Genomic DNA, 25415 nt, shown 5'->3' with positions numbered 1-25415 from the left:
ACCCGGTCAGGCGTCATCGCGCAGGTCGACCAGGTCGATGCGGCAGCTCTGCACCACGGCCCCCAGGTCGTCCGTGCACGTGGTCTGGGCGGTCGTGGAGAGCAGCGTCGGGCCCAGGGCCGTGAGGTCGGGGGGGTCGGCCTGCGCCGGGGTGAACATCAGGTAGTAGTCGATGTCCGCGTCCCGCAGCTTCGCGCGGAACGCCGGGTCGGCCACGTCGTACCCCTGCTCGGCCCGCCCGTACACCTGACCGTGCAGGTAGAACGCGAGCCGCAGGGTGCCGCGGTAGTTGCTCCCGACGATCCGGCTGCCCGGCTCGACCATCTCCGCGAGGTCCTGCGCGACCAGCTGGATCGCCGGTGGCTCGGCCTCGTCGAGCAGGTAGTCCAGGCCGCGCGTCGAGTCCGCCACGCTGAACGGCGGACCCTGGCCGCCGCCGTGCTGCCACACGACGCTCACCGGCAGCAGGGCGACCAGCGCCACCGCGACCACGCGCTGCGGCGCGCGGGCGCCGCGCGCGAACCGGTCCCAGAGGTACGGCAGCGCCACGCACGCCGCGAGTGTCGAGAGGATGAGCAGCGGCAGGTAGTAGCGCGAGTTCCCCCCGGCGCGGGCCGCGGTCGTCACGCCGGCGTACCCGAGGAAGTACACCCAGAAGGTCACGGCGAGCACGACGAGCGGCGCACGCAGGGTCCCCCCGCCGCGGCGCAGGACGAGCGCCACGGTGCACACGATCATCGTGGCGACCGCCCACGGCGCGATCGACCGGATCTTCTCGAGGTAGTGCGGCAGCGCCAGGACGCGCTGGTCGAGGTAGTAGCCGACGCGCTCGCCGAGCGGCTGCCCGGGCTCGTCCGCGGCGTCGCCCCCGACCTGGAAGGTCCGGTCCTCGCCGAAGGACACGGCGCGGTCGTTGGGCGGGGCCCACAGCGGCGCGTCCGTGACCGTGGGCCCGCCGCTCTGCGCGGGGTCGAACTTCGCGGACATGTTGACGTCGAAGGACGAGCCGATCGTGAGCTCGCCGTACTTCCACGTCAGCGCCGCGACCCAGGGAGCCGACAGGGCCAGGCCGACCAGCAGCGCGACACCGGAGGCGGCGAGCAGCCGACGGCGGGCCGCGCCGTCGCCGCCGGCGAGCCGCAGCGCCAGCCAGAGCGCCAGGCCGACCACGACGACCGGGACCAGGAACAGCTTCGTCACGTAGCCCGCGGCGCACACCGCGCCGAGCAGGGTCGCGTCGAGCACGACCGGCCGGCCGGCCGCGAGCGCCTCGTCGACCCGCAGGAGCGCGTACACGAAGCAGGTGGTCCACGCCACGACGAGGACGTCCGGCGTCAGCGCGTGCGCGCTCCCGGCGTAGAAGACCACGGCGACCGTGGCGAACAGTGCCGTCGCGACCGTGTGCCCCCGCGTGACCCGCCAGACGAACGCCACGCCGACCGCGGTGCCCAGCACCGAGGCCGCCGCGTTGACCGCGACGACCGCGGTGATGTCGCCGACGCCGGCGCGCACCAGCGGTGCCGCGAGCCAGCTGACGAGCGGCGACCAGTAGGCGTTGACCGCGTCATGCAGGTGGCCGGCGGCGTACTGGCGGGCGATCGAGATGTACGAGATGCCGTCGATGTTGTTGAGGTCGTACGCGGACCGCGCCACGACGAGCACGAGCAGGACGACGCCGACCGCGCCCACCACGAGGGTCGGCCACAGCCGGCCGCGCCGGACGGCCCGGTCGTCGTCGTGGTGCGCGGTCGGCCGCGCGACGATCGTCGGCGCCGTCATGCCGGACCCGGTTGCGTCGTGAGCTCCGCCGCAGGAGGGCGCCCGCCGTCGTCGCGCACGGCTCCCCGGCGCAGCATCAGCCTGGCCACCGCCAGGAACAGGACGTCCACCACGATGCTCCACAGACGCGTCAGCACCGTGACGACGACGGCTGCCTCGACCGGCATGAGCGCGGTCAGGAACAGCACCTGGACGCCCTCGCGCACCCCGATGCCGCCAGGGGCGAAGAACGCCAGCATGCTCACCGCGGAGGCGATGCTCGCAGCCCCCACCACGTAGCCGAGGTCCGACCATGGCAGGTCGTGGTAGACGGCGCGGGCGACCAGGTAGTAGGACGCGCCCGTCAGGAGGGTCCCCAGCACGTACAGCCCGCCGCCCCCGAGGACCATCGACCACGACGGCCTGTCCTCGATCGGCATCGGGCCGCGCCGGACGACGCGGCGCACCAGGTCCAGGAGGCGCCGGAGCACGGGAGGCGTGAGCGCGACCAGGCACAGGACGGCGGCGACGACCGACAGCTGCGTCGCACGCGGTCCGGCGGCGTCCAGCCGCGGGTCGAGCGCCAGGAGGGCGAGCCCGACCAGGAGCGTCGAGATGAGCTGCAGCGCGGCCTCGAGCACACCGGACACGGCGAGCTTGGAGCGGCTCACACCGTGCTGCGCCGCGAACCAGACCTTGCCCACGATCCAGGTCCCGGCACCCAGCACGTACCGTCCGAGCCACGCCTTGGCGTACACGTGGCACAGCTCGCGCCAGTCCCGCCGCAGGTGCTGCGCCCCGAGGCGGCGCAGCAGGAAGAGCCAGACGCCGGCTCCCCAGTAGCGGAAGACCAGCGCGAGGACCGTCGCGGCGAGCATCGGCAGCACCGCGAACTGCAGGCCCTCGAGCTGCGACCAGTCGATCGTCAGCAGGTACAGGGTCATGAACAGCACGACGGCGACGGTGAAGCCGACCTGGACCCAGCGTGCCGCGCGCCCTCCCGGAGGTGCCGGGCTCATGCCGCCGCCTGCGCTGTCGCGACGAACGGCGCGAGCAGGGCGTCGTGGTGGCGGCGGGCCAGGTGGTCCCACGAGAACGCGCGCGACAGCTCGACGGCACGCCGGCCGAGCGCCTCGCGCTGCTCGTCGTCCAGGTGCGCCACGCGCACGAGCGCGGCGGCGAGACCGTCGTGGTCCCGCTCGTCGACGAGCAGCCCGGTGCGGCCGTCGTCGAGGACGTCGTCCGCACCGCTCTGCCGCGTGGCGACGCAGGGCAGGCCGTAGGACAGGCCCTCGATCAGGGTGACGGGCAGCCCCTCGACGTCGCCGTCGGACGCGACGACGGAGGGGACGACCAGCACGTCGGCCGCCCGGAAGCAGCTCGCCTTGCGCTCACCGGACACGTAGCCGGTGAAGACCACCCGGTCGGACAGGCCCAGGTGCTCGACGCGGGCCACGAGGTCGTCCCGCAGCGGCCCGTCGCCGGCGACCACGAGGCGCCACGGCCCGAGGTCGTCGGACGCGACGCGCAGCGCCTCCAGCAGGTGCTGCACACCCTTCTTCTCGACGAGCCGACCCACGAAGAGCAGGACGAGCTCGTCGCCGTCGACGGCGAGCGCCGTCCGGGCGGCCGCGCGTGCGGCCGGGTCACGCGGCCGGTCCGGCAGGTCCGTCCCCATGGGGATGACGTGGACCGGCGGCCCGACACGGCCGGCGGGGTCGAAGTGGCGCAGGCGCTGCAGCGTGCGGGTGCTCACGGCCGACGCGGCACGGGCGCGGCGCAGCGTCGGGCGCACGACGAGCGCCCCGGCGAACGGCACCCGGCGCCACACGTCCACGTCGGAGGCGTGCGTCGTGAAGACGAAGGGCACCCCGGTCAGGCGCGAGACCCACGACGCGACGACCGCCTGCGGGGTGAACCAGTGCGCGTAGAGGACGGCGGGTCGCCGGCGTCGGGTCTCGCGCAGCACCGCCACGAGCTCGCCGAGGAAGAGCAGCGGCACGACCGGGTACAGCCAGGGGTTGCCGCGCAGCGCGGGCATGATGCCGCGGCCGGCCAGCACCTCGGCGCTGCGCGGCAGCGCGTAGTGGAACCGGACCTCGTCGAACGTGGCGTGGTGCGTGAGGGACCGGGTCCGCGAGCGGCGGTCGTGCGGTGCGACGACGCACACGTCCAGGTCGGGGAACTCGCCCGTCAGCGCGCGGACCTGGTCCCGGACGAACGCGGGGACGGGGTCGTCGTCGGACGACGGGAAGGTCGAGGCGAGGACGAGGACGCAGGGCCGCACGGGGCGGCCGGGCTCACGCCGTGCCACGGGTCAGCTCGGCGAAGCGGGACCTGTCCGCGTCGGTCAGTGCGCGCGAGTTGACGTGCGTGAGGCGGCCCGTGCCGCGCAGCAGCGTCTCGATCACGTCGAGCTCGAGGTCCGTGAACGCCGCGAGGAACGGCGCGTCGTGCGCGAGGAGCTCGCGCAGGCTGTCGTTGAGGTCGGCCGACTCCGCGATCGCCGCGGCCAGGTCGCGCGCGTTGTCGTCCGTCACGTCGACCGTCGTGAAGGCCGCGCCGTCCTTGCGCAGGAACGCGATCCCGCCGACGGGTGACGTCTCACCGAAGACGTCGTCGGCGAAGAGCTCGTCCGCGTGGACGCGGGTCGAGATGAGGAACTCGGTGCGCAGGACGCGCTCGAGCACGAAGCGCAGCACGTTCTTGGCGTACACCGCGGCGCGGTGGCGCAGGGGGATCCGGGCGCCGGTGAGCGAGCGCACGTTGTACGTGAAGATGTGCAGCGGCCGCGGGTAGGGGTGCACCGTGAGGTCGGTCGTGTCGACGAGCAGCAGGTCGTCGCCCAGGAACCGGTAGCCCTGGTCGAGCAGCGCGATGCTCAGGGTCGTCTTGCCCGTGCCGCCGTACGCCGGCAGGAGGGTCGCCTCGCCGTCCTTGGTGACCCCGGCCGCGTGCATGAGCAGCACGCGCTGCTGCAACAGCTTGTAGTACATGACCGGCTCGAGGACCTGGGCCTGCAAGTACACGCCGACGGCGTTCATGTACACGCGGTCGACCCAGTGGCGGGCGAAGTAGATCGTCACGCGGTCGGTGTCGAGGTCGCGCACGAGGGTGCGGTAGGTGAAGAGGCGCTTGAACCGGGTGACGTGCACGACGTCACCGGGCCGGGCGTCCGGGAGCCGGTCCACCAGCTCGACACGCACCGTGGCGGCACGCGGCGACGAGGTCGTCGCCCGCGCGATCCGCTGGTACTCGTTGTCGAAGTAGCGGCGCCAGCCGCGGTGTGCCGTGACCAGCTCCACGGTCAGGAAGCCGTAGAAGTTGTACGAGGTCACGACGATCTACCCACCCGTTCCGACGATGTCGGGGGCCCCGCCGTCCGACCGAGGCCCCGCCCGTCCGCCACCCGGCAGGGCGCGGTCGGTGCTCGGCGAGGGGACGCGCGCTGCCTGCGGCGTGGCCTCCCCGGCGATGCGCAGCGGAGTTTAGCAAAGCCGCGTCCGGGACCTCGGTGCCCGGTGCCCTGTGCACGGCGCTCTGGGCCCCCGGACCTGGGGGCCTCGTACAATCGCGCCACCCGCCTCTGCCACCAGGACGTGAACGTGAAGGTCTTCATCCAGATCCCCTGCCTCAACGAGGAGGCGACGCTGCCGGCGGTGCTGAGCTCGGTCCCGCGCAGCATCGACGGGGTGGAGACCGAGATCCTCGTCATCGACGACGGCTCGACCGACCGCACGGTCGAGGTCGCGCGGGCGCACGGTGTGCAGCACTTCGTGCGGCACACCCGCAACATGGGGCTGGCGCGCTCGTTCCGTGACGGTGTGCACTACGCGCTGGCGCACGGCGCCGACATCGTCGTCAACACCGACGGGGACAACCAGTACCCGCAGGACCGCATCGGTGACCTGGTCGCGCCGATCCTCGCGGGCGAGGCGGACATCGTCATCGCGGACCGGCAGACGGGGACGATCGCCGAGTTCTCGGCCTTCAAGAAGCTCATGCAGCGCGTGGGGAGCGCGGTGGTCAACGGGGCTGCCGACACGGACCTGCCCGACGCCGCGAGCGGGTTCCGCGCGTACTCGCGCCCCGCGCTCATCCGGCTGAACGTCGTCACCGAGTTCTCCTACTGCATGGAGACGATCATCCAGGCCGGGCACAAGCGGCTGAAGATCGTCAGCATCCCGGTCACGACGAACGCCAAGACCCGGGAGTCGCGGCTGTTCACGAGCATCGCGCAGCACATGAGCCACTCGGCCGCCGCGATCATCCGCAGCTACCTGATGTTCAAGCCGCAGGCCGTCTTCGCGTCGCTGACGACGCTCTTCGCCGCGCTCGCGCTGGTCCCGATGATCCGGTTCCTGGTCCTGTGGGCCGTGCACGGGGGGGCCGACGGCAACGTCCAGTCCCTGATCTTCGGCGCGATCATGGCGGTCGCCGCGCTCCTGTCGCTCGCGCTCGGCGTGCTGTCCGAGCTCCAGCGGACCAACCGCATCCTGCTCGAGGAGCAGCTCGAGCGGATCAAGGAGATGCAGTACCGCGGCGACCTGCGCGAGGCCCCGTCCTGGGAGAGCTGGTCGACGGAGGCCGCACGCCGGACCGAGCAGACCGGCCGCCCCTAGCGGGATCCGGAGGCCCGGAGGCCCCGCCAGGGCGCGGCCGGTCGCCGCGGCACGTCAGCGCTCGGACTCCAGCAGCCCCAGCAGGTACGTCCCGTAGCCCGACTTCAGGAGCTTCTCCGCGCGCTCGCGCAGCTCGTCGTCGGACAGGAAGCCGCGGCGCCAGGCCACCTCCTCGGGGGAGCCGACCTTCAGGCCCTGACGTGCCTCGACCGTGCGGACGAACTCGGAGGCCTCGAGGAGCGAGTCGAACGTGCCGGTGTCGAGCCAGGCCGTGCCGCGCGGGAGGACCTCGACCTGGAGGCGCCCCTGCTCGAGGTAGGTGCGGTTGACGTCGGTGATCTCGTACTCGCCGCGCGCCGACGGCTTGAGGTCGCGCGCGATCTCGATGACGTCGTTGTCGTAGAAGTACAGCCCCGGCACCGCGTAGTTGCTCTTCGGGTGCGCGGGCTTCTCCTCCAGGGAGAGCGCGCGGCCCGCGGAGTCGAACTCGACGACGCCGTACGACGTCGCGTCGGCCACGCGGTAGGCGAAGACCGCGCCCCCGTCGATGTTCTCGAACCGCTCCAGCTTCGACCCGAGCCCGGGGCCGTAGAAGATGTTGTCGCCGAGCACCAGGGCCGCCGCGTCGGTGCCGACGAAGTCCGCCCCGAGGACGAACGCCTGCGCGAGCCCGTTGGGCTCGGCCTGCACGGTGTACTCGATGGAGACGCCGAACTGCGACCCGTCGCCCAGCAGCCGCCGGAACTGCTCGGCGTCGTGCGGGGTCGTGATGATCAGCACGTCGCGGATCCCCGCGAGGATCAGCGTCGACAACGGGTAGTAGATCATCGGCTTGTCGTACACCGGCACGAGCTGCTTGCTGACGCCGAGGGTGATGGGGTGCAGTCGGGTGCCCGAGCCGCCGGCCAGGATGATTCCGCGCATGGCGCCCTATCCTGCCGTATCCGGGAGGTCCACCGTGTACCTCCAGTGGGTCTGACCACCCCATGTGAACCTCTCGGCCTCGACGAGGCAGGGTTCGCTCAGCGTGTGGCGCGAGACGACCGACGTCAGCTCGGGCATGCGGGCCGCGATCTCGCACGCCGGGCCGCGGACCTCGATGTGGTCGGCCGACGGGTTGCGCACCGTGACGGGCGCGGCGGCGTCCCAGATGAACGTCACGAACGACCCCCCGCGGTTCCACACCCGCTCGTCGGAGTCCGGCACCAGGCGCTGCCACGCCGCGCGGTCGGGCCCCGCCATCTGACGCCCGGACAGCGCGGGGACCCCGGTGGCGAGCATGAGGGAGTCGACCGCCACGTCGTCCGACGCCCACACCTGCCCGCGCTCGCGGAGCTCGGCGCCCGCGCGCAGCATCTGCTGCGCGGTCGCGCTGGCACGCAGGTCGCCGAGGCCGACGAGCACGGGGTTGACCCGCCACACCAGCGAGACGGCCAGGACGACGGCCAGCACGTAGGGGACGGCGGACCGGGGACGCCACGTGATGAGCGCGACGCTCAGGCCCGTGAGCACGGTCGCGAGCAGGATGTGCGCGCTCGACAGTCCCCGCAGGTTCTCCTGCTGCAGCGCGGCGCCGGCGACCGCGACGACGGCGGCGACCGCGAGGCCGCAGGCCACGGCCCGCCACGGTCCCGGCCGCTCGACCAGCGAGGGCAGCAGGACGCAGACCAGCGCGATCGCGAGGTACCCCAGGACGTCGGTCGCCCGACCCGGCGGGACCAGGTTCGCCAGCGGCAGGTGCGTGCCGACGGAACCCCAGTCGACCAGCACCCACGAGAGCCAGAACACCGTGGCCGCACCGAGGACGGCGAGGGCCGGGCGGTTCACGCCGCGCCAGGCGACCGCACGGACGGCCACCAGCGCGAACGCCCAGATCGCGGCGACCGCGAACGACGACGAGATCTCGGAGTTGTTGGTGCCCGTGATCGGCAGGTACTCCTGCCACCCGAGCAGCGTGGCCCCGAACGTCTCCTGCAGCGGTTGCACCGCGCCCGACGCGATGCGGGCCCCCGGGTACAGCGTGCTGGTGATCGCCTGGAACGACTCCCAGTTCTCGGCCAGCACGGCCCCGGCGAGCGCGAGGGCGCCGCCGCCGACGGCCGCGGTGACGACGATCCCGGTGCGGCGGTGCTCACGGTCGCGCAGCACGGTCACGACCGCCGCGACGAGCAGCGGCAGGACGACGACGATCGTCCACGGCTGGTAGTGGAACGGCGTGCGGGCGAGCAGGACCGCGGCACCCACGCCGTAGGCGACCGCCACCGCCCGGCGGTCCTGCGTCCACCGTCGGGCGCACAACAGCAGGGCGGCGCCGCCCGCGAACGTGTACCCGAGCATGGTGACCGGTCCCAGCGACCACCACGCGGTCGCGGGGGACGCGAGCATCAGCCCGGCGCCGAACCACCCGATCCACCGGTTGCCGGTCACCTCGCGGAAGAACGCCGGCGCGCCCAGCAGCAGCAGGAGCACGGGCAGCCACCACCGGGAGGCGAGCAGCGACGCGTCGGGGAGCCACGGCCCCAGGCGCAGCAGGGTCGCGTCGTGGAGCACCACCGAGGACGCCGGGCCGGACGCCAGCAGCGACGCGAAGCCGTGCGGCGCCGCCAGCGGGTTCTGCTCGTCCGTCGAGCCCGTGGCGGTGACGCCCAGGTTCAGCGGGGTCGACGTCAGGAACTCGTCGCTGCGCAGCGGCAACGGCTCACCGAGCTGGTGGCCGTAGGGGTTCGTGGGGTCCTGCCGCAGGTCGGCGATGCCGATGGACGACAGCGAGACGCCGGCGACCACGAGCAGCAGGAACACGGCCACGGGTGCCAGGACGTGCCAGTGGCGGCGCAGCCCGTGGGACCACCCGCGACCTGCGGGCCCCGCGGCGCCGTCACGCGGGCCGCTCGCGGGGGTGGGACCCGTCGCTGAGAGGGACGGGTCATCGCTCGTGAGGTGCATCGTGCTCCGGTCGTGGCGGGGAGGGCTGCCGTGGTCCGACGCGCTCCGGGTCGGGGCCGACGACCCCGCGGAGGCCGTCGACGGCCCCCCGTAGCGTCGCACGCCAGCGTGCGCGGCGACCCGGCACCAGGAGGCTGGTCACGGCGAGGTGGCGCAGGTCACGCAGGACGGCGCCCGCAGCCCAGGAGGGTGCACGCCGACCGTACCGCCGCACCAGGTGCACGCGGTTGCGGGCGATGTAGTAGTAGCGGAACGGCGCCGCGTGGACGAGGCGCAGCCCCGCGCCGGCGTCGGCGACGGTGCCGAGGCGGTGGCCGAGGCGGGTCCCGGGTGCGACGACCACGGCGCGTCCCGTCGTCCGGGCGCGCAGGTACACCTCGGTGTCGACGCCGTCGATGAACAGGCCCGCGTCGAAGGGGAGGCCTCCCGGCGCGGGCGCCAGGTCGGCGGCGACGAGCAGCCCCGACTGCAGCGGCTCGCGGCCGAGCAGCACGTCGCCGTCGCGCCCCGCGACCCGGGAGCCGACGTCCTCGACGTGCGCCGGTCCGACCAGCGCGGGGTCGAGCCCGGCGTCCCGCGCGGCGGCCGCCGCGGCGAGCAGCGCGTCGACGTACCCGTCGGGGACGACCGAGTCCTGGTCGACCGTGAGGAACCAGGTGGGCCGCTGCGGCCCGTCCGCCGCGCGCGCGGCGGCCGTGCACAGCGCGGCACCGATGCCCCGGTTCTCCGGGTGGCGCACGACGAGGGCGCCCGCGGCGGTGCACGCGGCGAGGACCGCGTCGGCCGAGTGGCCGGTGCCGTCGTCGACCACGACCACCACGTCGACCTGCCCGGCGAGGGACGCGCAGACGGCCGCGAGCCGGTCGTCGGGATGGTACGAGCTGACCAGCGCGGCGACCCCGCGGACCGGACGGCGTCCCTGCGACGACATGGCGCACAACGTACACTCCGACGCGGCGCGGCCGACCGCAGGCGCCGTGGCGCCGCCCCGGGGTGCGCGCGAGGGTGCCGCGGGAGGTCCGCGACGAGCCGCCGGGAGGGACCACGATGAGCGACGCCGCCGTGTCCGCGGTCGTCGGACGACGGGACGCCGTGGGCATCGCCGTCGCCACCGGGGTCTCGGCCCTGAGCGGCTACGCCGTGCTCGTGATCGCCACGCGGACGCTCGACGAGGCCGACAACACCGTCTTCGTCACCTGGTGGGCGCTGCTCTTCCTGCTCTTCGGGCTGCTGAGCGGGTTCTCGGTCGAGACGACGCGCGCGGTGGCTGCTGCGCGACGTGACGGTGCACCGGACGGCGCACCGACCGTGCTGCGGGTCGCCGTCGGCGTCGGGGCCGTCACGGTCGTGCTGTGCGCGCTCGCCGCTCCCGTGTGGTCGCAGGTCGTGCTCCCCGACGGCCACGCCGCGCTCGTCGTCCCCGCGGCGGTGGGCGCCCTGGCGTTCGCCGTGCACTCCGCGCTCGTCGGCGCGCTCGCCGGGTCGCGCCGGTGGGCGTCGTACGCGCGTCTCGTGGGCGCCGAGGCGCTGTGGCGGCTCGGCCTGGTCGGGGCGGCGGCGGTCCTCGGCCTCGGGCTCGGCGGCCTGGCCTGGGCCGCGGCGCTGGGCGCGACCGCGTGGCTGCTGGTCGTGCTCCTCTCCCCGGCGACCCGCGAGGTCGCGCGCGCGCGCACCGACGCACCGGCCGGCGTGGTCGCACGGCGCGTCGCCGCGGCGACGGTCGCCTCGGGAGCCAGTGCGATCCTCGTCGTGGGCTACCCGGTGCTGCTCGCCGCGACCACGGCACCGGCCGCGTACGAGGCCGCGGCACCGCTGCTGCTCGCGATCTCGGTGACCCGAGCCCCGCTCCTGGTGCCCCTCAACGCGTTCCAGGGCGTGGCCGTCGCGCACTTCGTCGCCCACCAGGACCGGGGCCTGCGGGCGCTGGCACCGATCGCCGGCGCGGTCGCGGCCGTCGGCGTCGTGGCCGCGGGGCTCGCGGCCGTCCTGGGCCCGCCGCTCATGGCCTGGGTCTTCGGGCCGGGCTACCGCCTCGAGGGTGCCCTCATGGGCGTGCTGACGCTCGCGTCGGTGGGTCTCGCGCTCCTGGTGCTGACGGGTGCGCTGTGCCAGTCGCTGACCCGCCACCGGGCGTTCGTCGGCGGGTGGCTCGCGGCGAGCGGCGCGGCCGTCGTCGTGCTGCTGCTGCCGGGCGGGCTGGAGCAGCGGACGGTGCTCGGGCTCGTCGTCGGCCCCGCGGTGGGCCTGGTCGTGCACCTGGTCGCGCTCGCGCGTGGCGCGCGCGAGGTCGCGCCGTGACGGGCGACGGGTCGACCGCCCCCCGCGTCAGCGTGTGCATGGCGACGTTCCGCGGCGCGCGCTGGGTCGAGGAGCAGATCGCCTCGATCCTGGCCGAGCTGGGGCCCGACGACGAGCTCGTGGTCGTGGACGACGCGTCCGACGACGCGACGCCGCAGGTGCTCGCGCGCGTCGACGACCCCCGCGTCCGGATCGTCCTGCAGCACGAGAACCGCGGCTACGTGCGGACGTTCGAGTCCGCGCTGCGCGCGGCGCGCGGTGACGTGCTGCTGCTCGCCGACCAGGACGACGTCTGGGTGCCGGGCCGCCTCGCACGCATGGTCGACGACCTGGCCGTCGGCGACGTCGTGGCGACCAACCTGGCGACCCTCGGCGGCCCCGACGCGATCCCCGGGCCCTACGGTCAGTCGTCCTGGCGGCTGCGCGGCAAGGTCGGGGGCCGCCGGGTGCGGGACGTGCTGGGGGTCCTGGCGGGCAACCGGCCGTACTTCGGCTGCGCGATGGGGGTGCGGCGGGGCGCGCTCGACACGCTGCTGCCGTTCCCGCCGTTCCTCGTCGAGTCGCACGACCTGTGGATCGCCCTGTACGGCAACCTCACGGGCACGATGGTGCACGACGAGGCCGTGAGCGTCCTGCGGCGGTACCACGACGACAACACCAGCCCCGCCCGGCCGCGCGGCGTGCGGGCGGCGCTGGGGTCACGGCTCCTGCTGCTGCGGTGCCTCGTCGAGCTGCGGCGGCGCGGGCGGGCCCTGCGCGGGTGACGCGTGCGGGCCGATGAACCCGCGCTCGACGTCGAGACGCAGCAGGGCGACCTCCTCCACGAGGGTGCGCGTCTCCTCCTCCAGCGCGGTGATCTCCGCGCTGAGCTGGATGCACACGAGCAGCAGCACGAGCAGCGACGCCGCGAACAGCAGGTTGCTGGGCGTCTGCACCCCGGCCCACCGGGCGAGCGTGCCGACCACGTCGGGGAAGAGGCTGAGCACCGTGACCCCGAGGGCCAGGGCGATCCACACCACGACGTACTTCTCGCGCAGCTTGCGGGTGCGCAGCAGGACGAGCAGGAAGGCGACGAGCGCGACGCACGACGCGACGGCGAACGCGTAACCGGTCACGCGGCGGCTCCGGTGGGGCGGGGCGCCGGCGGGGGCGGAGCCATGGGACGGGACAGGGCGACCCCGAGGGCGAGCACGGCCCGACCGAGGAAGATCGCGGCCTTGCCGGGGCCGTGGGACGGTGCGCCGCCGGCGCGCGCGCGCATGGTGACGGGGGTCTGACGGATGCGCAGGCCGGCCCGGCACGCGATGACCAGCGACTCGACGGTGTCGCCGAGGTACTCGGCCGGGTAGTCGCGTGCGAAGAGCGCGATCGCGCGGGCGTTGGCTGCCCGGAAGCCGGACGTCGTGTCGGTCAGGCGGGTCGCCGCCGTGCGGGACAGCACGGTCGACAGCAGCGCCATGGCCCAGCGCCGCGGGCCGCGGGCGCGGTAGTCGCCCTCACCGGCGAACCGGGCGCCGATCGCGACGTCGGCACCCTCGTCGAGGAGCGCGACGACGCGGGCGATGTCCGCCGGGTTGTGCTGGCCGTCGGCGTCGAGCTGCACCACACGGTCGTACCCGTGCCGCTGCGCGAACCGGAAGCCCGCGCGCATCGCCCCCCCGACGCCGAGGTTGAGCGGGAGGTCGAGCAGCATCGCGCGGGGGTGCGCCCGCACGACGGCGGCGGTGCCGTCGGTGGAGCCGTCGTTGACCACGAGGACGTCGGCGTCGTGGACGGTCGCCGCCAGCTCGTCGAGGACGAGGGGCAGGACCGTCTCCTCGTTCCAGGCGGGGACGACGACGAGGAGCCGCGGACGGGCGGGTGCAGTCACGGCGGCCCAGCCTAGTGGCAGCCCGCGGATAACCTCTGTGCTGTGCCGCTCGACATCCTCGTCCCGTACTGGGGGGACCCCCGACTGCTGCAGGAGACGGTGCGCAGCGTCCTCGCGCAGGACAGCCCCGACTGGTTGCTCACCGTGGTGGACGACGCCTACCCCGACCGCACGGTGCAGGAGTGGATGGCGACGCTCGACGACCCGCGCGTGCGGTACGTGCGCAAGGAGCGCAACGAGGGGATCACCGCGACGTTCCGCACGTGCGTCGAGCTGGCGACGCAGGAGCGGCTGGTGCTGCCGGGGTGCGACGACGTCCTGCTGCCGGGGTACGTCCGCACCGTCCTCGCGGCGCACCGTGCCCACCCGGACGTCGCCGTGGTGCAGCCGGGCGTGCGGGTGATCGACGCGGCCGGCGAGCCGGCGACCCCGCTGGCCGACCGCGTCAAGGCGCTGCTGCGACCCCGGGGGCCGGCGCGCGTGCTGCGCGGCGAGCGGCTGGCGACGAGCCTGCTGCACGGCGACTGGCTGTACTTCCCGTCGTTGGCGTTCCGGCGCGAGACCCTGCTCGCCACGCCCTTCCAGCCCGGACGTGCCGTCATCCAGGACCTCGCGCTGGTGATCGACATGGTCGCGGCGGGGGAGGGCCTGCTGCTCGAGCCCGAGGTCTGCTTCCTCTACCGGCGGCACGCCAGCGCGTCCGCGCCGGGCACCGGACGCTTCGACGGCGAGGTCGCGTACTTCCGGGACGCCGCCGCGCAGATGCGGGCCCTCGGGTGGCGGCGTGCCGAGCGGGCCGCGCGGTGGCGCGTCACGTCGCGGCTGCACGCGCTCGCGACGCTGGCCGTGCCGGGTGCGGCCGACCGGCGGGCGCTGTGGCGGCTCGCGGTCTCACGCGGGTGACGCGGCCCCCAGCAGGTCGTCGGTGACGCGCTCGGGGTCCAGCACCCGGGCCCGGCGCGCCGGGTCGTCGCGCAGTGCGGCGGCGGTGGAGCGCTCGACGAGGACCACGGACCCGTCGGCGGCCCACGTGGCGAGCGCGGAGCGCAGCACGGCCGCGAGGTCGTCCGCCGCGAGGGCCACGCGTCGGGCTGGGGGTGCCGGGTGCGCGAGCAGCGCGGAGTGCGGCAGGACGGTGCCGTCGGTCACGAGGGCGGGGGAACCCGGGTCGGTCGTCGGCGCCCACGTGACGACGTCCGCGTAGGACAGGACGGCCGCGCCGTCGACCGCGTGGGCGGGCAGCGGGGCGTCGAACGCGCGGGCGAGCGCGGGGAGCGCGACCGCGACGACGAGCGGCGCGTCGCGGGCGTCCGCGGGGCGGTCGGTCACCACGACGTCCACCCCGCCGCCGGTGTCCGGGCCGAGCACCACGCAGGCGCCGCACCGCCACGCGGCCAGCGCCCAGACGAGCGCCCGCCAGTGCGGCGGCAGGTCCAGGGCGATGCGCACGCCGGGCGCGGCGTCCGCTTCGTCGACGAGCAGGTTCGTGCTCTTGGCCACCCAGTTGGCCAGGACGGCTCCCGACAGCTCGACGCGCTCCCCGTCGGGGCCGTACCAGGTGATCCGGGGACGACCCGGCTCACCCTGGAGCACGTCGAGGAGCGTGGTGACGTCGGACGGGGACCGGCTCGGGAGGGGCGACATGGGGCCCAAGGCTAGACTCGCGCGCACGCCACGCCGGGCCTCCGCAACTTTCACCCGGACAACTCGGGCATCTAGCACGTCTCCGGTTGACGATCGCGAACGACACGCGTGTAATTCCCTGAGAACTGGTTCATACGCGCACCACCGTCGCGGCCTGGCCGCCGCACCGGCCGGGTCGGGCGTGATCAGCGACACGACCGCCCACCTGGCAGCACGCAGCCAGCTCCAGCACCACCGAGCACGACTTTTTGCGGAGGCACGTATGTGGCACCTGCTCGACGACGAGAGCTTCCCGAACGACGTCGCCACCCCCGCACCCGACCTCATGCCCTCGAACGTGCTGCCGATCTTCGGCGCGCCCGAGGACGACGGACCGATGGGGTGGCAGGAGCGCGCGCTGTGCGCGCAGACCGACCCCGAGGCGTTCTTCCCCGAGAAGGGCGGCTCGACCCGCGAGGCCAAGAAGGTGTGCACGCAGTGCGACGTGCGCGCCGAGTGCCTCGAGTACGCGCTCGAGAACGACGAGCGCTTCGGCATCTGGGGCGGCCTGTCCGAGCGCGAGCGGCGCAAGCTGAAGCGACGCGTGGTCTGACCGTGCGGTCGGTGCCGGCAGGGTGCGCCACGCCCGGCCGGCCTGACCCCGGTCGTGCCGCCGCGACGGCATGATGGCGCGAGCATGACTGACACGCTGTCCCCCGTGGACCCCATCACGACCGCCGCGGTACCGGTGACGACGCCGGTGACCGCGGTCGTCGTGACCCGCGGACGCACCGGCTACCTGCCCGTCACGCTCGCGGCGCTCGCCGCGCAGACCCGCCGGCCGTTGCGCGTGCTCGTCGTCGACGTCGCCCCGGACGACGTCCCGGTCGGGCCGGTCGTCGACGCAGCGTTCGCCGACGCCGCCGCGCCCGTCCCGCGGCTGTCCGTCGTGCGCGCCCCGCAGGCCCGGACGTTCGGCGAGGCGGTGCGCGTCGGGCTGGAGACGCTCGACGGCGTCCTCGACGAGCGCCCCACGACGTGGCTGTGGCTGCTGCACGACGACAGCGCCCCCGCCCCGGAGGCGCTCGCGCGGCTCGTCCGGACGGTCTCCAACGCGCCGTCGGTCGTCGTGGCCGGCTGCAAGCAGCGCACCTGGACCGACCCCGAGCGCCTGCTCGAGGTCGGCGTGCGCACGACGCGCTCGGGCCGGCGCGTCACGGACGTCGAGCCGGGCGAGCTCGACCAGGGCCAGCACGACGGGCGCACCGACGTGCTGGGCGTGGGGCTCGCCGGCTCGCTCGTGCGTCGCGACGTGTGGGACGCCCTCGGCGGCACCGACCCCGCCCTCGGCCCGTTCGGCGACGGGCTGGACCTCTCACGGCGGGCGCGGCTCGCCGGGCACCGGGTCGTGGTCGTCCCCACGGCCGTCGTCCGGCACGCGCAGGCCGCCTACCACGGGCTGCGGCCCGCCCGCGGCGGCGTGGTCCGCGGCGAGGACCCCGCCGAGCGCGAGGTCGACCTCGACGGTGACGGCGAGCCCGACAGCGCGGACCCGACCCGCTCCTTCGCGGCCCGCCGCCTCTCGCTGCTGCACCAGCGGCTCTCGACCGCACCGCTGCCGCTGGTCCCCGTCGTCGTCCTGCTGACGCTCGGCGTCGCCGTGCTGCGCAGCCTCGGCCAGATCGCGGCGAAGCACCCACAGCTGGCCGTCACCGAGCTGCGGGTCGCGCTGCTGGTGCTGCTGCGTCCCGGGCCGGTGCGCCGGGCGCGCGCCGCCGGCCGCACCACCCGCGTGCTGCCGCGCCGGACCCTGCGCCCGTTGCAGGCGACGTGGCGCGACGTGTGGCAGCAGGCCCGCGACCGGCGCCTCGCGCGCCTGGAGGCGCGTCGCGTCGTCCGCGCCCCGAGCGAGCTCGAGCTGAGCGAGCTCGCGGCCCTCGCGACGCGACGCCGGGTGACGGCCGGGCTGGTCGTGCTCGTGCTCGCGCTGCTCACCGTCGCGGCGGTGGGGCGCCTGATCGGCCCCGTCGCGGCCGGTGCACCGCTCGTGGGGGACGCCCTCGCGCGCGCGACGACCGACCTGAGCGACGTCTGGGCCGCGGCGACGTCCGGCTGGGTCACCGGTGGTCTCGGCGCGGCCGGCCCGGCCGACCCGCTGCTCGTCGTCCTCGTGGCGCTCGCGGTGCCGCTGGGGGGCGAGCTCGCGGCCGCGCTCGGGCTGCTGGTCCTCGGCGGCGTGCTGCTGGCGGGGGTCGGTGCGTGGTGCGCGGCGGGCGCCGCGACGCGGTCGGTCGGCGTCCGCGCCTGGGCCGCGCTGGTCTGGGCCTGTGCACCGGCGCTGCTGCTGGCCGTCGGCGACGGGCGCGTCGGTGCCGTCGTCGCGCACGCCGCGCTGCCGTGGGTCGCCCTGGGCCTGGCGCGCGGGCTGGGCGTCCAGCGCGTCGACCAGGTGCTGTCGGCCGTGGCCACCGCACGACGGGACGACGACGACGAGCCGGACGCCGACGCCGCCGCGGAGGCACGCGCCGACGCCGCGGCGTCGCACGTCGGCCCCGAGGCCGAGGTCGTCACCCCGGTGCGCGGCGTCGCCCTCGTCCCCACACCCCGCGCACCGGTCTCCGGTGCGGTGCCCGTGACGCCGGAGCCGGCGGCGACGGGGACCGACGCGCTGCCCGACCCGTCCGTGCTGGTCGGAGCCCCCGACCCGAGCGGCTCCGTGGCCGCGGCCGCCGGCGCCGCGCTCGCGCTCGCGGTCGCCGTGGCGGCGGCACCCGTCCTGCTCCTGCCGGCGATGGTCCTGCTCGGTGTCGTCGCCGCCGTCGCCCCCCGGGGACGCGTGCGGGTGCTCGGCGTGCTGGTCCCGACCCTCGTGCTCCTCGCACCCTTCCTCGTCGAGGCGGGCGGCCGCGGTGCCGCCGGCGTCCGGATGCTGCTCGCCGACACCGGCCCGGCGGCCGCCGCGGCACCGGCTCCGGCCCTCGCGCGCGTCCTCGGCGTCCCGTCCGACCCGGTCTCGCTCGTCCCGGACGTGCTGCCCGGTGTGGTCGCCGCCGCCTGGCCGTACGCGACGGGGACCGTGCTGGTGGTCCTCGCTGCGCTCGCGCTGCTGCGGGGCCCCGCCGTCGCCCGCGGGGTCCGGGTGTGCTGGACGGTCGCGGCCGTCGGCATCGCCGCCGGTGCTGCCGTGGCCGTGCTGCCCACGGCAGTGACCCCGGACGGCATCGGCCCCGCCTGGACGGGGGTGACGGTCTCGCTCACCACCCTCGGGCTGCTCGGCGCCGCCGTGCTCGGCGGGGACCGACTGACGGTCCGCCTGGCGCAGCGCGCCTTCGGGTGGCGGCAGCCCGTCGTGGCGCTCGGGACGGCGATCGCCGTCGTCGCCGTCGCGGGCGCCGGCGTCGGCTGGGCGTGGTCGGCGCGGACGGGTGACGCCGTCGACCTGCGCGCGTCGTCCGTGCCCGTCGTCCCCGTGGTCGGCCAACAGGGCGGGCAGTCCGACGCGGCGTCGCGTGTGCTCGCGCTGAGCGTGCGCGCTGACGGCTCCGCCGACTTCTCCCTGCTGCGCGCCGACGGCGACCAGCACGTCGACCACGCCGCTGCGGTGGTGCTGCGCGGTGTCACCGGCCCGCTCGACGCGCCGACCGTGCCGGGTGCCGATGCCGCCGCCGCCGAGGTCGGCGCGCTCGCCGCACGCCTCGTGCGCGGTGCGGCCGGCGACGTGGCGCCCGACGTGGCCGCGCTCGGCGTCGGCGACGTCCTCGTCCCCGCGGTCGCCGACGACGCGCCCGCGACCCGGACGGCGCGCTCCCGGCTCGTCGGCGTGCTCGACGCGACGGCAGGCCTCGAGCGGGTGACCCACGACGGGGCCGGCACGCTGTGGCGCGTGCGGGCGACACAGGGCGAGGCGGTGACGTCGTGGGCGCGCCTCGTCGACGGCGCGGCCGCCGACCCGGGTGCGGCGGCCGACCCGGGTGCGGCGGCCGTGGCCGTCGCGGCCGACCACCGCACCGTGGGCACGGTCGTGCCCGCGGGGGAGGGCAGGCGCGTGCTCGTGCTCGCCGAGAGGTCCGACGCCGGCTGGCACGCCTGGCTCGACGGCCGGCCGCTCGAGCGTGCCGACGCCGGGTGGCGCCAGGCGTTCGCGCTCGGCGCCGACGGTGGCACGCTCGAGGTGCGGTACGTCGCACCCCTGCGGACCCCCTGGCTCGCCGCGCTCGGGCTGACGACGCTGGTCACGGTCCTCCTGGCGCTCCCGCTGCGACGTCGACGCGGGGTGCGGACATGACCGCCGGTGCAACGCGGCGCGAGACCCGCCGCCCCTCGCGCGGGCGATGGGCGCGGCCTGCCCTGCGGGCGGCGTCCGGCCTGCTCGTGATCGCGCTCGCGGGCGGTGCGCTCGCCGGCGCCGCCCAGCTCGGTGCCGCGGGCACGGGGCCCGCCGCCGCCGACGAGGTCGAGGTCGCGCCGACGCCCGTGACCCTGCAGTGCCCGGGACCCGTCCTGCTGCCGCAGCGCGCCGAGCGCGGCGACGCGGCCTTCGACCCGGCGCCGGTGGCACCCGAGGTCGCGGTCGACGCGCTGACGATCGCGGGACCCGGCGCCGGCGCGCTCGCCGTGCTCCCGCTCGGCGGGACCGCTGCGGTGGACGACCTCGCAGCGGGCGGCGGCACCGTGCACCAGGACGGCGTCGACGGCCCGCTCGTCGTGCGTGCCCAGCCGCAGGACGTCGCGCCTCTCGTCGCGGCCACCGGCACGTCCCTCGTCACCGACGGCGACGCGCGCGGCCTGTCCGCCGCCTCGTGCCGCGCGCCCTCGAGCGACGACTGGCTCGTCGGCGGTGCCACGTCCGTCGGGTCGACGGCCACGCTCGTGCTCACGAACCCGGGCCTGACCGCCGCGCAGGTCGACCTCGAGATCTTCGGACCCAACGGTCCCGTCGAGCCGACGACGACGCAGCACGTCGTCGCGCCGGGTGCGACGAAGACCGTGGACCTCGGCGGAGCGGCCGCCGAGCAGGCCGCGCTGGTGCTGCACGTCACCTCGACGGGCGGGCTCGTCTCGGCGCACGTGCAGGACACCGCGGTGCGCGGCTTCACGCCGGCAGGCACCGACCTCGTCGTCCCGGGTGCGGCACCCGCGCGGCGGCAGGTGGTGACGGGCGTCTCCACGCCGACGACCGAGATCGGGGCGGCCGCCGCGCCCGTGCTGCGTCTGCTGGCGCCCGGCGACACGGGCACGACCGCGACCGTGACGCTGCTGGGCCCCGACGGACCCGTCGACCTGCCGGGCGCGGACGAGGTGCCGCTGGCGCCCGGCGAGGTCACGGACGTGCCGCTCGGCGGCCTGCCGTCGGACTCCTACACGGTGGTCGTCGACGCCGACGTGCCCGTCGTGGCGGCGGCCAGCACGTCGCGGACGGGCGACCCGGGGGAGCTCGACGACGTGCCGCGCATCGAGCGCGCCTGGTCGCCGGCCACCGCGCTCGGCACGCACGGCGCGGTCGCGCTGCCCCGCGGCGTGCGGGGACGCGTCGTCGTCGGCGCGGTCGGCGAGGACGACGTCGAGCGGGGCGAGGCGACCGCCGTGCTGCGCGTGCTGGGCCGGGACGGACAGGTGCTGTCCGAGCACGACGTGAGCGTCGACGCGGGCACCACGGGCGGGTGGGACGTGGCCGACCTCGCGACGGACGCGGCAGGGCTGGAGCTCGAGCCGACGGGCGGCGCGGGGCTGGCGTGGGCCGTCGTGCTCACGGTCGTGCAGCCGGACGGCCGGCTCGTCGCCGTGCTCGACCCGGTGCCGGCCGTGGGTGAGGTGACGGCGGTCGTGGTGCGCGAGGACGCACGGCCGGCGCGGGGCTGACCCGGCTCAGCGAGCGCTCAGCGGGCGCTCAGCGGGCCGCGCTGCGCAGCTGCAGGCGCTCGCGCGCCCCGAGGCCGGCGCGCAGGGCGATCCGCACCGGGGCGTGGTACCAGCGGGAGTAGCGGCGCTCGAGGTACTGCCGGGCGCTGGCGTGGTGCGCACGGATCATCGGCACGGGCCGTTCGCGCCACGAGGTGCCGCCGACGTGCGTGACGCGCACGTCGGGCACGTAGAGGTTCTCCCAGCCGGCCCGCCCGAGGCGTTCCCCGAGGTCGACGTCCTCGAAGAACATGAAGTACGACTCGTCGAACCCTCCGACCTGCTCGAACGCGGTACGTCGCAGCAGCAAGCACGCGCCGGAGAGCCAGCCCGCGTCCCGCAGGTAGCCGCCCACCGACTCCTGTCGCGCGTGGTACGAGCGGGTCCAGGGGTTGCGGGGCCAGACGCGTGCGAACACCGCGTGCCCCGCACCCTGACGCAACGAGGGGAGCGCGCGGGCGGACGGGTACACGGTGCCGTCGGTGTTGAGCAGCATCGGGCCGAGCGACCCGGCGCTCGGCTGCTCCTCCCCGGCCGCGACGAGCCGGTCCAGCGACCCCGGCGTCCACTCGACGTCGGAGTTGGCGACGACCAGCCACGGCGTCAGCGCACCCGCAGCCCCGCGGTTCGCGGCCGCGCCGTAGCCGAGGTTCGCACCAGGCACGATCAGCCGGCCGCCGACGTCCTCGACGACCGACGCCGCGACCGCGTGGTCGGTCCCGTTGTCCACGACGACGAGCTCGACGGGGCGCCGCGACGCGAGCGCGAGGGTCGCGGCGAAGCGGGCCAGCTCGTCACCGGGGTGGTAGACGACGCAGACGACCCGGACGGCGGGGGCGGACGGATCCTGCACGCGCGACCGCGTGTCGGCGGGCTCGGGGGACGGGGGCGTGGTCATCGTGCGTCACCCTAGTCGGCGGAGGTCAGTGCCCGTCGTCATAGCCCGGGTCGACCTCGTCCGGGCTGCGGCCGAGCAGGTGGGCGACCTGTTCCACGACGACGTCGCGCACCAGGTCCGCCAGGTCCGCGGCGTCGGACGCGCGTGCCTCGACGGGTCGGCGGTACACCACCACACGGTGCGGCAGACCGGAGTCCGCCGGGAAGTACCGGCCCAGTGGGACGCCGCCGTGCTCCCAGGGCGCCGGGTTGGACGGCGGCACGTCCTCCACCGCGAACTCCGCGCCGTCCAGCTGGCGCGCCCAACGCCGCTCGAGGTCCTCCACGGCGTCCAGGACCAGGTCGTCGAACCGCTCGGCGCGCGTGCGGTAGGCGGGGGTGCTCATCGGCAGGACGGGCCCGCGCGGCCCGCGGCCGCGGCGGTCGCGCCGACGCACGGGGGCGGGCGGTGTCGACGGGGTGGCGACGCCTGCCGCCCGACGGCGCAGCGCGGGCAGCCGCGCGCCGTCACCGGGTGCGGGGGGGCGGGACGGGCCGAGCGGGCTCACGCCGTCACTGTAGCCACGCCGCGCGCCGCCCACCCGACACGCGGCCCGCACGCGTGACCGTCCGGGGGTCGTGAGGGGTACCGTCTGCACGTGAGATCCGTCCGGCAGTGCTCGCGCACGGCGTGCCCGCACGCCGCGGTCGCGACGCTCACCTACGTCTACGCCGACTCGACCGCCGTGCTGGGGCCGCTCGCGCAGCTGGCCGAGCCCCACTCGTACGACCTGTGCGTCGAGCACGCGGACCGGCTCACGGCCCCGCGCGGCTGGGAGGTCGTCCGGCTGCTGCCCGACCTGCAGTCCGTCGCACCGAGCCACGACGACCTGGTGGCGCTCGCCGACGCGGTCCGCGAGGCCGGGCGACGTCGCACCCCTGAGCCCGCGCCCGCGCTCGCCACGGCACCGCCGCCGCTGCCCGACACCGCGCGCCGACGGGGACACCTCCGCGTCGTGCCCGGTGCGACCCCGGGCGAGCAGCCGTGAGCGCCCCGCGCGACCGTCGGCCGCCCGCGGACGAGCCGCTCGGCTCGATCACCCGGCCGGTCGTGGACGACACCGACACCGCACCCGCGTGCTACGTGTGCGGCAGCACCGACCTGACGCGCGTGCGGCTGGCGCTGCCCGACGGCCGCCCCGCGGTGTTCGCCTCCTGCCCGGACTGCGAGGCCACGGCGTGGTTCGTCATCCACGGTGACGGCACGGCGTACGGCCCCGACGGCACGCCGCGCGCCTGACCCCCGGCGCCCTGCCCACCGGCGCACCGCGCTCCATACCGAACGTGACGACGTCCCCCGACCCAGGAGCAGCCATGACGGCGACCGACCGCCCCGCGACCGACCTCGAGCCGTGGGCGCGTGCGCTCCTGCGCTGCCCCGTGACGGGCGCCGCGCTCGTCGACGGTGTCGCAGCCGACGGCTCGCCGGTCCTCGTGTCGACGGACCCCGAGCGGCCCCTGGCCTATCCCGTGGTCGACGGCATCCCCGTGCTGCTCGTCGACGAGGCGCGCCCGGCCTCCTGAGGTGCGGGGGCGCCGCGGCGGTCGGCTCAGGCGTCGGGGTCGGGAACCCCGTGCGGCAGCCGTCGCAGCAGCACGGCCTCCGCCTGCTCGCGACGGACACGCTCGAGCTCGACGAGGGTCTCGCGGCGTCCGCGCTCGGCGAGCACCGCGGACAGGAACGCCTCGGGGTGGGTACCGGGCGGCGGCTGCGGGCTCACGAACGGGCGCAGGTCCGCGGCCAGCCGCTGCGCGAGCTCGGCGCGTGAGCCCGGGTGCAGCAGGGCGGCACGGCCGAGGAACTGACGGACCGCGAGCGCGAGCCCGTCGGGAAGGCGCGCGACGTCGGCGTGCGTCGCCCAGCCGGCCAGGTGCGGCGGCATGACGGCGGCCGTCCGCACGGGCGCCGCGGACCGCACCCGTGAGCCGTAGGTCCCCGCCAGGATGTCGCCGACGCGCTTGCCGCGCGGGTGGGCGATCGAGCAGATCACGGCGACCGAGCCCAGGGTGAGCCACAGCTCACCGAAGCCCACCAGGGCGCGCACGAACGCCTGGCGGAACGTGATCGGGCCGCCGTCGTCACGCACGATCCGCACCCCTGCGACGAGCTTGCCGAGCGAGCGGCCACGGCTCAGGGTCTCGACCGTGGTCGGCAGCACGACCGTCACGGTCACGATCAGCACGATCAGCAGGATCCGCCCCGCGTACGCGTCGACCGTCACGTCCAGGCCGCCCAGCACGAGAGCGGTGACGACCGCGAGGACGAAGAGCGCGAGCAGGTCGACGATCGCGCCGAGGAGCCGCGACGCGACCGACGCCGGTCGGGTCTCGAGCAGGACGCCCTCGCCGATGACGACGCCGTCCTGCAGCTGAGCCGGGTGCGGCGTCGTGGCGGTCACCCGCGCAGACTATCCGCCGGCACCGACGGTGGGTGCGGCGCGCACCACCACGGCCGGCGGGTGGCAGGCTGGGGTCGTGGACCTCGACGCCTACACCCGCGCGCGCACGCCGACCTGGCAGCGCCTCGACGAGCTCGCACGGCGGCGCGGACTGACCGGTGCCGAGGCCGACGAGCTCGTGGCGCTGTACCAGGCGACCGCGACCGACCTGTCGGCGGTGCGCTCCGCCGCCCCCGACCCCGAGACGGTGACGCGCCTGTCGCAGGTGCTGGTGCGCGCGCGCTCCCGGCTCGCCGGCACGCACGCACCGTCGCTGTCCGACGTCACCTCGTTCGTCGTCCTGCGGCTGCCCGCGGCGCTCTACCGCATCCGGTGGTGGACCGTCGCCGTCACCGCCGCGTTCCTGGCCGTCGCGGTCGCCACCGGCGTGCTGGTGGCGACCTCGCCCGACGCGCTCGCGCTGATGGGGACGCCGAGCGAGCAGCAGGAGTACGTCGACACCGCCTTCGAGGAGTACTACACGCCGGGCGTGGGCTTCGCCGCGATGGTCTGGACGAACAACGCCTTCATCGCCGCGGTGTGCATCGGCACCGGGATCACGGGCTTCCTGCCGGCGTACATGCTGGCGACCAACGCGGTGAACGTCGGCGCGGCCGGCGGGCTCATGGCCGCGCACGGGCGCCTCGACGTGTTCCTGCAGCTCATCGCACCGCACGGGCTCCTGGAGCTGACCGCGATCTTCGTCGCCGGCGCCGCCGGGCTGCGGCTGTTCTGGACGTGGGTCGACCCGGGCCCGCGCACCCGGGGGAGGGCGCTCGCGCAGGAGGGGCGCGCCCTGTTCACGGTCGCGATCGGCCTGGTCGGCGTGCTGGCCGTGTCGGGTCTGGTCGAGGGCTTCGTCACCGGGTCCGCGCTGCCGTGGCCCGTCAAGGTCGCGGTGGGCGTCGTCGTGCTGACCGCGTTCTGGGCGTACGTGCTGGTGCTCGGCCGGCGCGCGGTCGGGGCGGGGCACACCGGCGACCTCGACGCCGACCGCGCGGGCTACTCGGTCGCGACGGCAGGCTGACC

24 protein-coding genes are annotated in these 25415 nt (G+C 75.7%); 11 read left to right on the top strand and 13 right to left on the bottom strand.

Annotated elements, in window-relative coordinates; genetic code table 11:
- Positions 1-6: 6 nt before the first annotated feature.
- The 4 genes from OKX07_RS12555 to OKX07_RS12540 are packed head-to-tail and all read right to left on the bottom strand — an operon-like array spanning position 7 to position 5096.
- Positions 7-1779 (bottom strand): ArnT family glycosyltransferase, encoded by a 1773-nt coding sequence (locus OKX07_RS12555; protein ID WP_265628399.1) that lies wholly within the window; start codon positions 1777-1779, stop codon positions 7-9.
- Positions 1776-2777 carry a lysylphosphatidylglycerol synthase domain-containing protein gene (locus tag OKX07_RS12550; protein ID WP_265628398.1) on the bottom strand — a complete coding sequence of 334 codons (1002 nt, stop codon included), beginning with the start codon at positions 2775-2777 and terminating at the stop codon, positions 1776-1778. Before OKX07_RS12550 ends, OKX07_RS12555 begins: the two co-directional genes overlap by 4 nt.
- On the bottom strand, positions 2774-4072 hold the full coding sequence (locus OKX07_RS12545; RefSeq protein ID WP_265628397.1) for a glycosyltransferase: 1299 nt from the start codon (positions 4070-4072) through the stop codon (positions 2774-2776). Before OKX07_RS12545 ends, OKX07_RS12550 begins: the two co-directional genes overlap by 4 nt.
- Positions 4059-5096 carry a hypothetical protein gene (locus OKX07_RS12540; RefSeq protein ID WP_265628396.1) on the bottom strand — a complete coding sequence of 346 codons (1038 nt, stop codon included), beginning with the start codon at positions 5094-5096 and terminating at the stop codon, positions 4059-4061. The genes OKX07_RS12545 and OKX07_RS12540 overlap by 14 nt, the downstream gene beginning before the upstream one ends.
- 267 nt (positions 5097-5363) lie before the next feature.
- On the opposite strand from OKX07_RS12540, the gene OKX07_RS12535 reads away from it, so the two are divergent.
- Complete coding sequence (locus tag OKX07_RS12535; protein ID WP_265628395.1) at positions 5364-6380, top strand: glycosyltransferase family 2 protein; 1017 nt, start codon at positions 5364-5366, stop codon at positions 6378-6380.
- 54 nt (positions 6381-6434) lie between these two features.
- Here the strand turns inward: OKX07_RS12535 and rfbA are convergent, their stop codons facing one another.
- The 3 genes from rfbA to OKX07_RS12520 form a co-directional block, all read right to left on the bottom strand.
- On the bottom strand, positions 6435-7304 hold the full coding sequence (rfbA, locus tag OKX07_RS12530) for a glucose-1-phosphate thymidylyltransferase RfbA (RefSeq protein WP_265628394.1): 870 nt from the start codon (positions 7302-7304) through the stop codon (positions 6435-6437).
- Between the two features lie 6 nt (positions 7305-7310).
- Entirely contained in the window at positions 7311-9185 is a 1875-nt protein-coding gene (locus tag OKX07_RS12525; protein WP_265628393.1) for a hypothetical protein, read from the bottom strand.
- Between the two features lie 118 nt (positions 9186-9303).
- Positions 9304-10254, bottom strand: coding sequence for a glycosyltransferase (locus OKX07_RS12520; RefSeq protein ID WP_265628392.1), 951 nt, complete (start codon positions 10252-10254; stop codon positions 9304-9306).
- Between the two features lie 116 nt (positions 10255-10370).
- On the opposite strand from OKX07_RS12520, the gene OKX07_RS12515 reads away from it, so the two are divergent.
- Complete coding sequence (locus OKX07_RS12515) at positions 10371-11621, top strand: hypothetical protein (protein ID WP_265628391.1); 1251 nt, start codon at positions 10371-10373, stop codon at positions 11619-11621.
- Positions 11618-12385: a glycosyltransferase gene (locus OKX07_RS12510; protein WP_265628390.1), complete on the top strand. Its 768-nt coding sequence runs from the start codon at positions 11618-11620 to the stop codon at positions 12383-12385. Before OKX07_RS12515 ends, OKX07_RS12510 begins: the two co-directional genes overlap by 4 nt.
- Here OKX07_RS12510 and OKX07_RS12505 read toward each other — a convergent pair.
- On the bottom strand, positions 12320-12736 hold the full coding sequence (locus tag OKX07_RS12505) for a DUF2304 domain-containing protein (RefSeq protein ID WP_265628389.1): 417 nt from the start codon (positions 12734-12736) through the stop codon (positions 12320-12322). The two genes, OKX07_RS12510 and OKX07_RS12505, sit on opposite strands and share 66 nt — an antisense overlap.
- The gene (locus OKX07_RS12500) at positions 12733-13491 is read right to left on the bottom strand and encodes a glycosyltransferase family 2 protein (protein ID WP_265628388.1); all 759 of its coding nucleotides are present in this window, start codon (positions 13489-13491) and stop codon (positions 12733-12735) included. The genes OKX07_RS12505 and OKX07_RS12500 overlap by 4 nt, the downstream gene beginning before the upstream one ends.
- A 42-nt stretch (positions 13492-13533) precedes the next feature.
- Between OKX07_RS12500 and OKX07_RS12495 the strand changes: the two genes are divergently transcribed.
- The gene (locus tag OKX07_RS12495) at positions 13534-14394 is read left to right on the top strand and encodes a glycosyltransferase family 2 protein (protein ID WP_265628387.1); all 861 of its coding nucleotides are present in this window, start codon (positions 13534-13536) and stop codon (positions 14392-14394) included.
- On the opposite strand, the gene OKX07_RS12490 is transcribed toward OKX07_RS12495, so the two are convergent.
- Positions 14383-15135 carry a TIGR03089 family protein gene (locus tag OKX07_RS12490; protein ID WP_265628386.1) on the bottom strand — a complete coding sequence of 251 codons (753 nt, stop codon included), beginning with the start codon at positions 15133-15135 and terminating at the stop codon, positions 14383-14385. The two genes, OKX07_RS12495 and OKX07_RS12490, sit on opposite strands and share 12 nt — an antisense overlap.
- 262 nt (positions 15136-15397) lie before the next feature.
- On the opposite strand from OKX07_RS12490, the gene OKX07_RS12485 reads away from it, so the two are divergent.
- From OKX07_RS12485 to OKX07_RS12475, 3 genes are all read left to right on the top strand, one after another.
- Positions 15398-15727, top strand: a complete 330-nt coding sequence (locus tag OKX07_RS12485; RefSeq protein WP_322746780.1) for a WhiB family transcriptional regulator — start codon at positions 15398-15400, stop codon at positions 15725-15727.
- Between the two features lie 84 nt (positions 15728-15811).
- On the top strand, positions 15812-19399 hold the full coding sequence (locus OKX07_RS12480) for a glycosyltransferase (RefSeq protein WP_265628385.1): 3588 nt from the start codon (positions 15812-15814) through the stop codon (positions 19397-19399).
- Complete coding sequence (locus OKX07_RS12475) at positions 19396-20973, top strand: DUF5719 family protein (RefSeq protein ID WP_265628384.1); 1578 nt, start codon at positions 19396-19398, stop codon at positions 20971-20973. The genes OKX07_RS12480 and OKX07_RS12475 overlap by 4 nt, the downstream gene beginning before the upstream one ends.
- Before the next feature lie 28 nt (positions 20974-21001).
- Here the strand turns inward: OKX07_RS12475 and OKX07_RS12470 are convergent, their stop codons facing one another.
- Together OKX07_RS12470 and OKX07_RS12465 are read right to left on the bottom strand one after the other, a co-directional pair.
- Entirely contained in the window at positions 21002-21910 is a 909-nt protein-coding gene (locus OKX07_RS12470; protein WP_265628383.1) for a glycosyltransferase family 2 protein, read from the bottom strand.
- Positions 21911-21935: 25 nt separating this feature from the next.
- On the bottom strand, positions 21936-22457 hold the full coding sequence (locus tag OKX07_RS12465) for a metallopeptidase family protein (RefSeq protein WP_416220783.1): 522 nt from the start codon (positions 22455-22457) through the stop codon (positions 21936-21938).
- A gap of 90 nt (positions 22458-22547) precedes the next feature.
- Between OKX07_RS12465 and OKX07_RS12460 the strand changes: the two genes are divergently transcribed.
- The 3 genes from OKX07_RS12460 (at position 22548) to OKX07_RS12450 (ending at position 23472) form a co-directional block, all read left to right on the top strand.
- Positions 22548-22937 carry a DUF3499 domain-containing protein gene (locus OKX07_RS12460; protein WP_265628382.1) on the top strand — a complete coding sequence of 130 codons (390 nt, stop codon included), beginning with the start codon at positions 22548-22550 and terminating at the stop codon, positions 22935-22937.
- Positions 22934-23188 (top strand): hypothetical protein, encoded by a 255-nt coding sequence (locus OKX07_RS12455; protein WP_265628381.1) that lies wholly within the window; start codon positions 22934-22936, stop codon positions 23186-23188. Before OKX07_RS12460 ends, OKX07_RS12455 begins: the two co-directional genes overlap by 4 nt.
- 74 nt (positions 23189-23262) lie before the next feature.
- Positions 23263-23472: a Trm112 family protein gene (locus OKX07_RS12450; RefSeq protein ID WP_265628380.1), complete on the top strand. Its 210-nt coding sequence runs from the start codon at positions 23263-23265 to the stop codon at positions 23470-23472.
- 26 nt (positions 23473-23498) lie between these two features.
- Here the strand turns inward: OKX07_RS12450 and OKX07_RS12445 are convergent, their stop codons facing one another.
- Positions 23499-24347 carry an RDD family protein gene (locus OKX07_RS12445; RefSeq protein ID WP_265628379.1) on the bottom strand — a complete coding sequence of 283 codons (849 nt, stop codon included), beginning with the start codon at positions 24345-24347 and terminating at the stop codon, positions 23499-23501.
- A 76-nt stretch (positions 24348-24423) separates the two neighbouring features.
- On the opposite strand from OKX07_RS12445, the gene OKX07_RS12440 reads away from it, so the two are divergent.
- The gene (locus OKX07_RS12440) at positions 24424-25413 is read left to right on the top strand and encodes a stage II sporulation protein M (RefSeq protein WP_265628378.1); all 990 of its coding nucleotides are present in this window, start codon (positions 24424-24426) and stop codon (positions 25411-25413) included.
- The last annotated feature ends 2 nt before the right edge of the window (positions 25414-25415 follow it).

Source organism: Cellulomonas sp. S1-8 (genome assembly GCF_026184235.1).
GTDB lineage: Bacteria > Actinomycetota > Actinomycetes > Actinomycetales > Cellulomonadaceae > Cellulomonas.
Note: the sequence above shows the minus strand (reverse complement) of the source record. Positions and strands in the feature narration are given on the sequence as shown.

Excerpts from the sequence above, each read along its gene's own strand:
- rfbA (WP_265628394.1), bottom strand. The coding sequence starts at position 7,304 with ATGCGCGGAATCATCCTGGCCGGCGGCTCGGGCACCCGACTGCACCCC.
- OKX07_RS12480 (WP_265628385.1), top strand. The coding sequence starts at position 15,812 with ATGACTGACACGCTGTCCCCCGTGGACCCCATCACGACCGCCGCGGTA.
- OKX07_RS12485 (WP_322746780.1), top strand. The coding sequence starts at position 15,398 with ATGTGGCACCTGCTCGACGACGAGAGCTTCCCGAACGACGTCGCCACC.
- OKX07_RS12450 (WP_265628380.1), top strand. The coding sequence starts at position 23,263 with ATGACGGCGACCGACCGCCCCGCGACCGACCTCGAGCCGTGGGCGCGT.
- OKX07_RS12475 (WP_265628384.1), top strand. The coding sequence starts at position 19,396 with ATGACCGCCGGTGCAACGCGGCGCGAGACCCGCCGCCCCTCGCGCGGG.
- OKX07_RS12555 (WP_265628399.1), bottom strand. The coding sequence starts at position 1,779 with ATGACGGCGCCGACGATCGTCGCGCGGCCGACCGCGCACCACGACGAC.
- OKX07_RS12520 (WP_265628392.1), bottom strand. The coding sequence starts at position 10,254 with ATGTCGTCGCAGGGACGCCGTCCGGTCCGCGGGGTCGCCGCGCTGGTC.
- OKX07_RS12550 (WP_265628398.1), bottom strand. The coding sequence starts at position 2,777 with ATGAGCCCGGCACCTCCGGGAGGGCGCGCGGCACGCTGGGTCCAGGTC.
- OKX07_RS12470 (WP_265628383.1), bottom strand. The coding sequence starts at position 21,910 with ATGACCACGCCCCCGTCCCCCGAGCCCGCCGACACGCGGTCGCGCGTG.
- OKX07_RS12490 (WP_265628386.1), bottom strand. The coding sequence starts at position 15,135 with ATGTCGCCCCTCCCGAGCCGGTCCCCGTCCGACGTCACCACGCTCCTC.
- OKX07_RS12515 (WP_265628391.1), top strand. The coding sequence starts at position 10,371 with ATGAGCGACGCCGCCGTGTCCGCGGTCGTCGGACGACGGGACGCCGTG.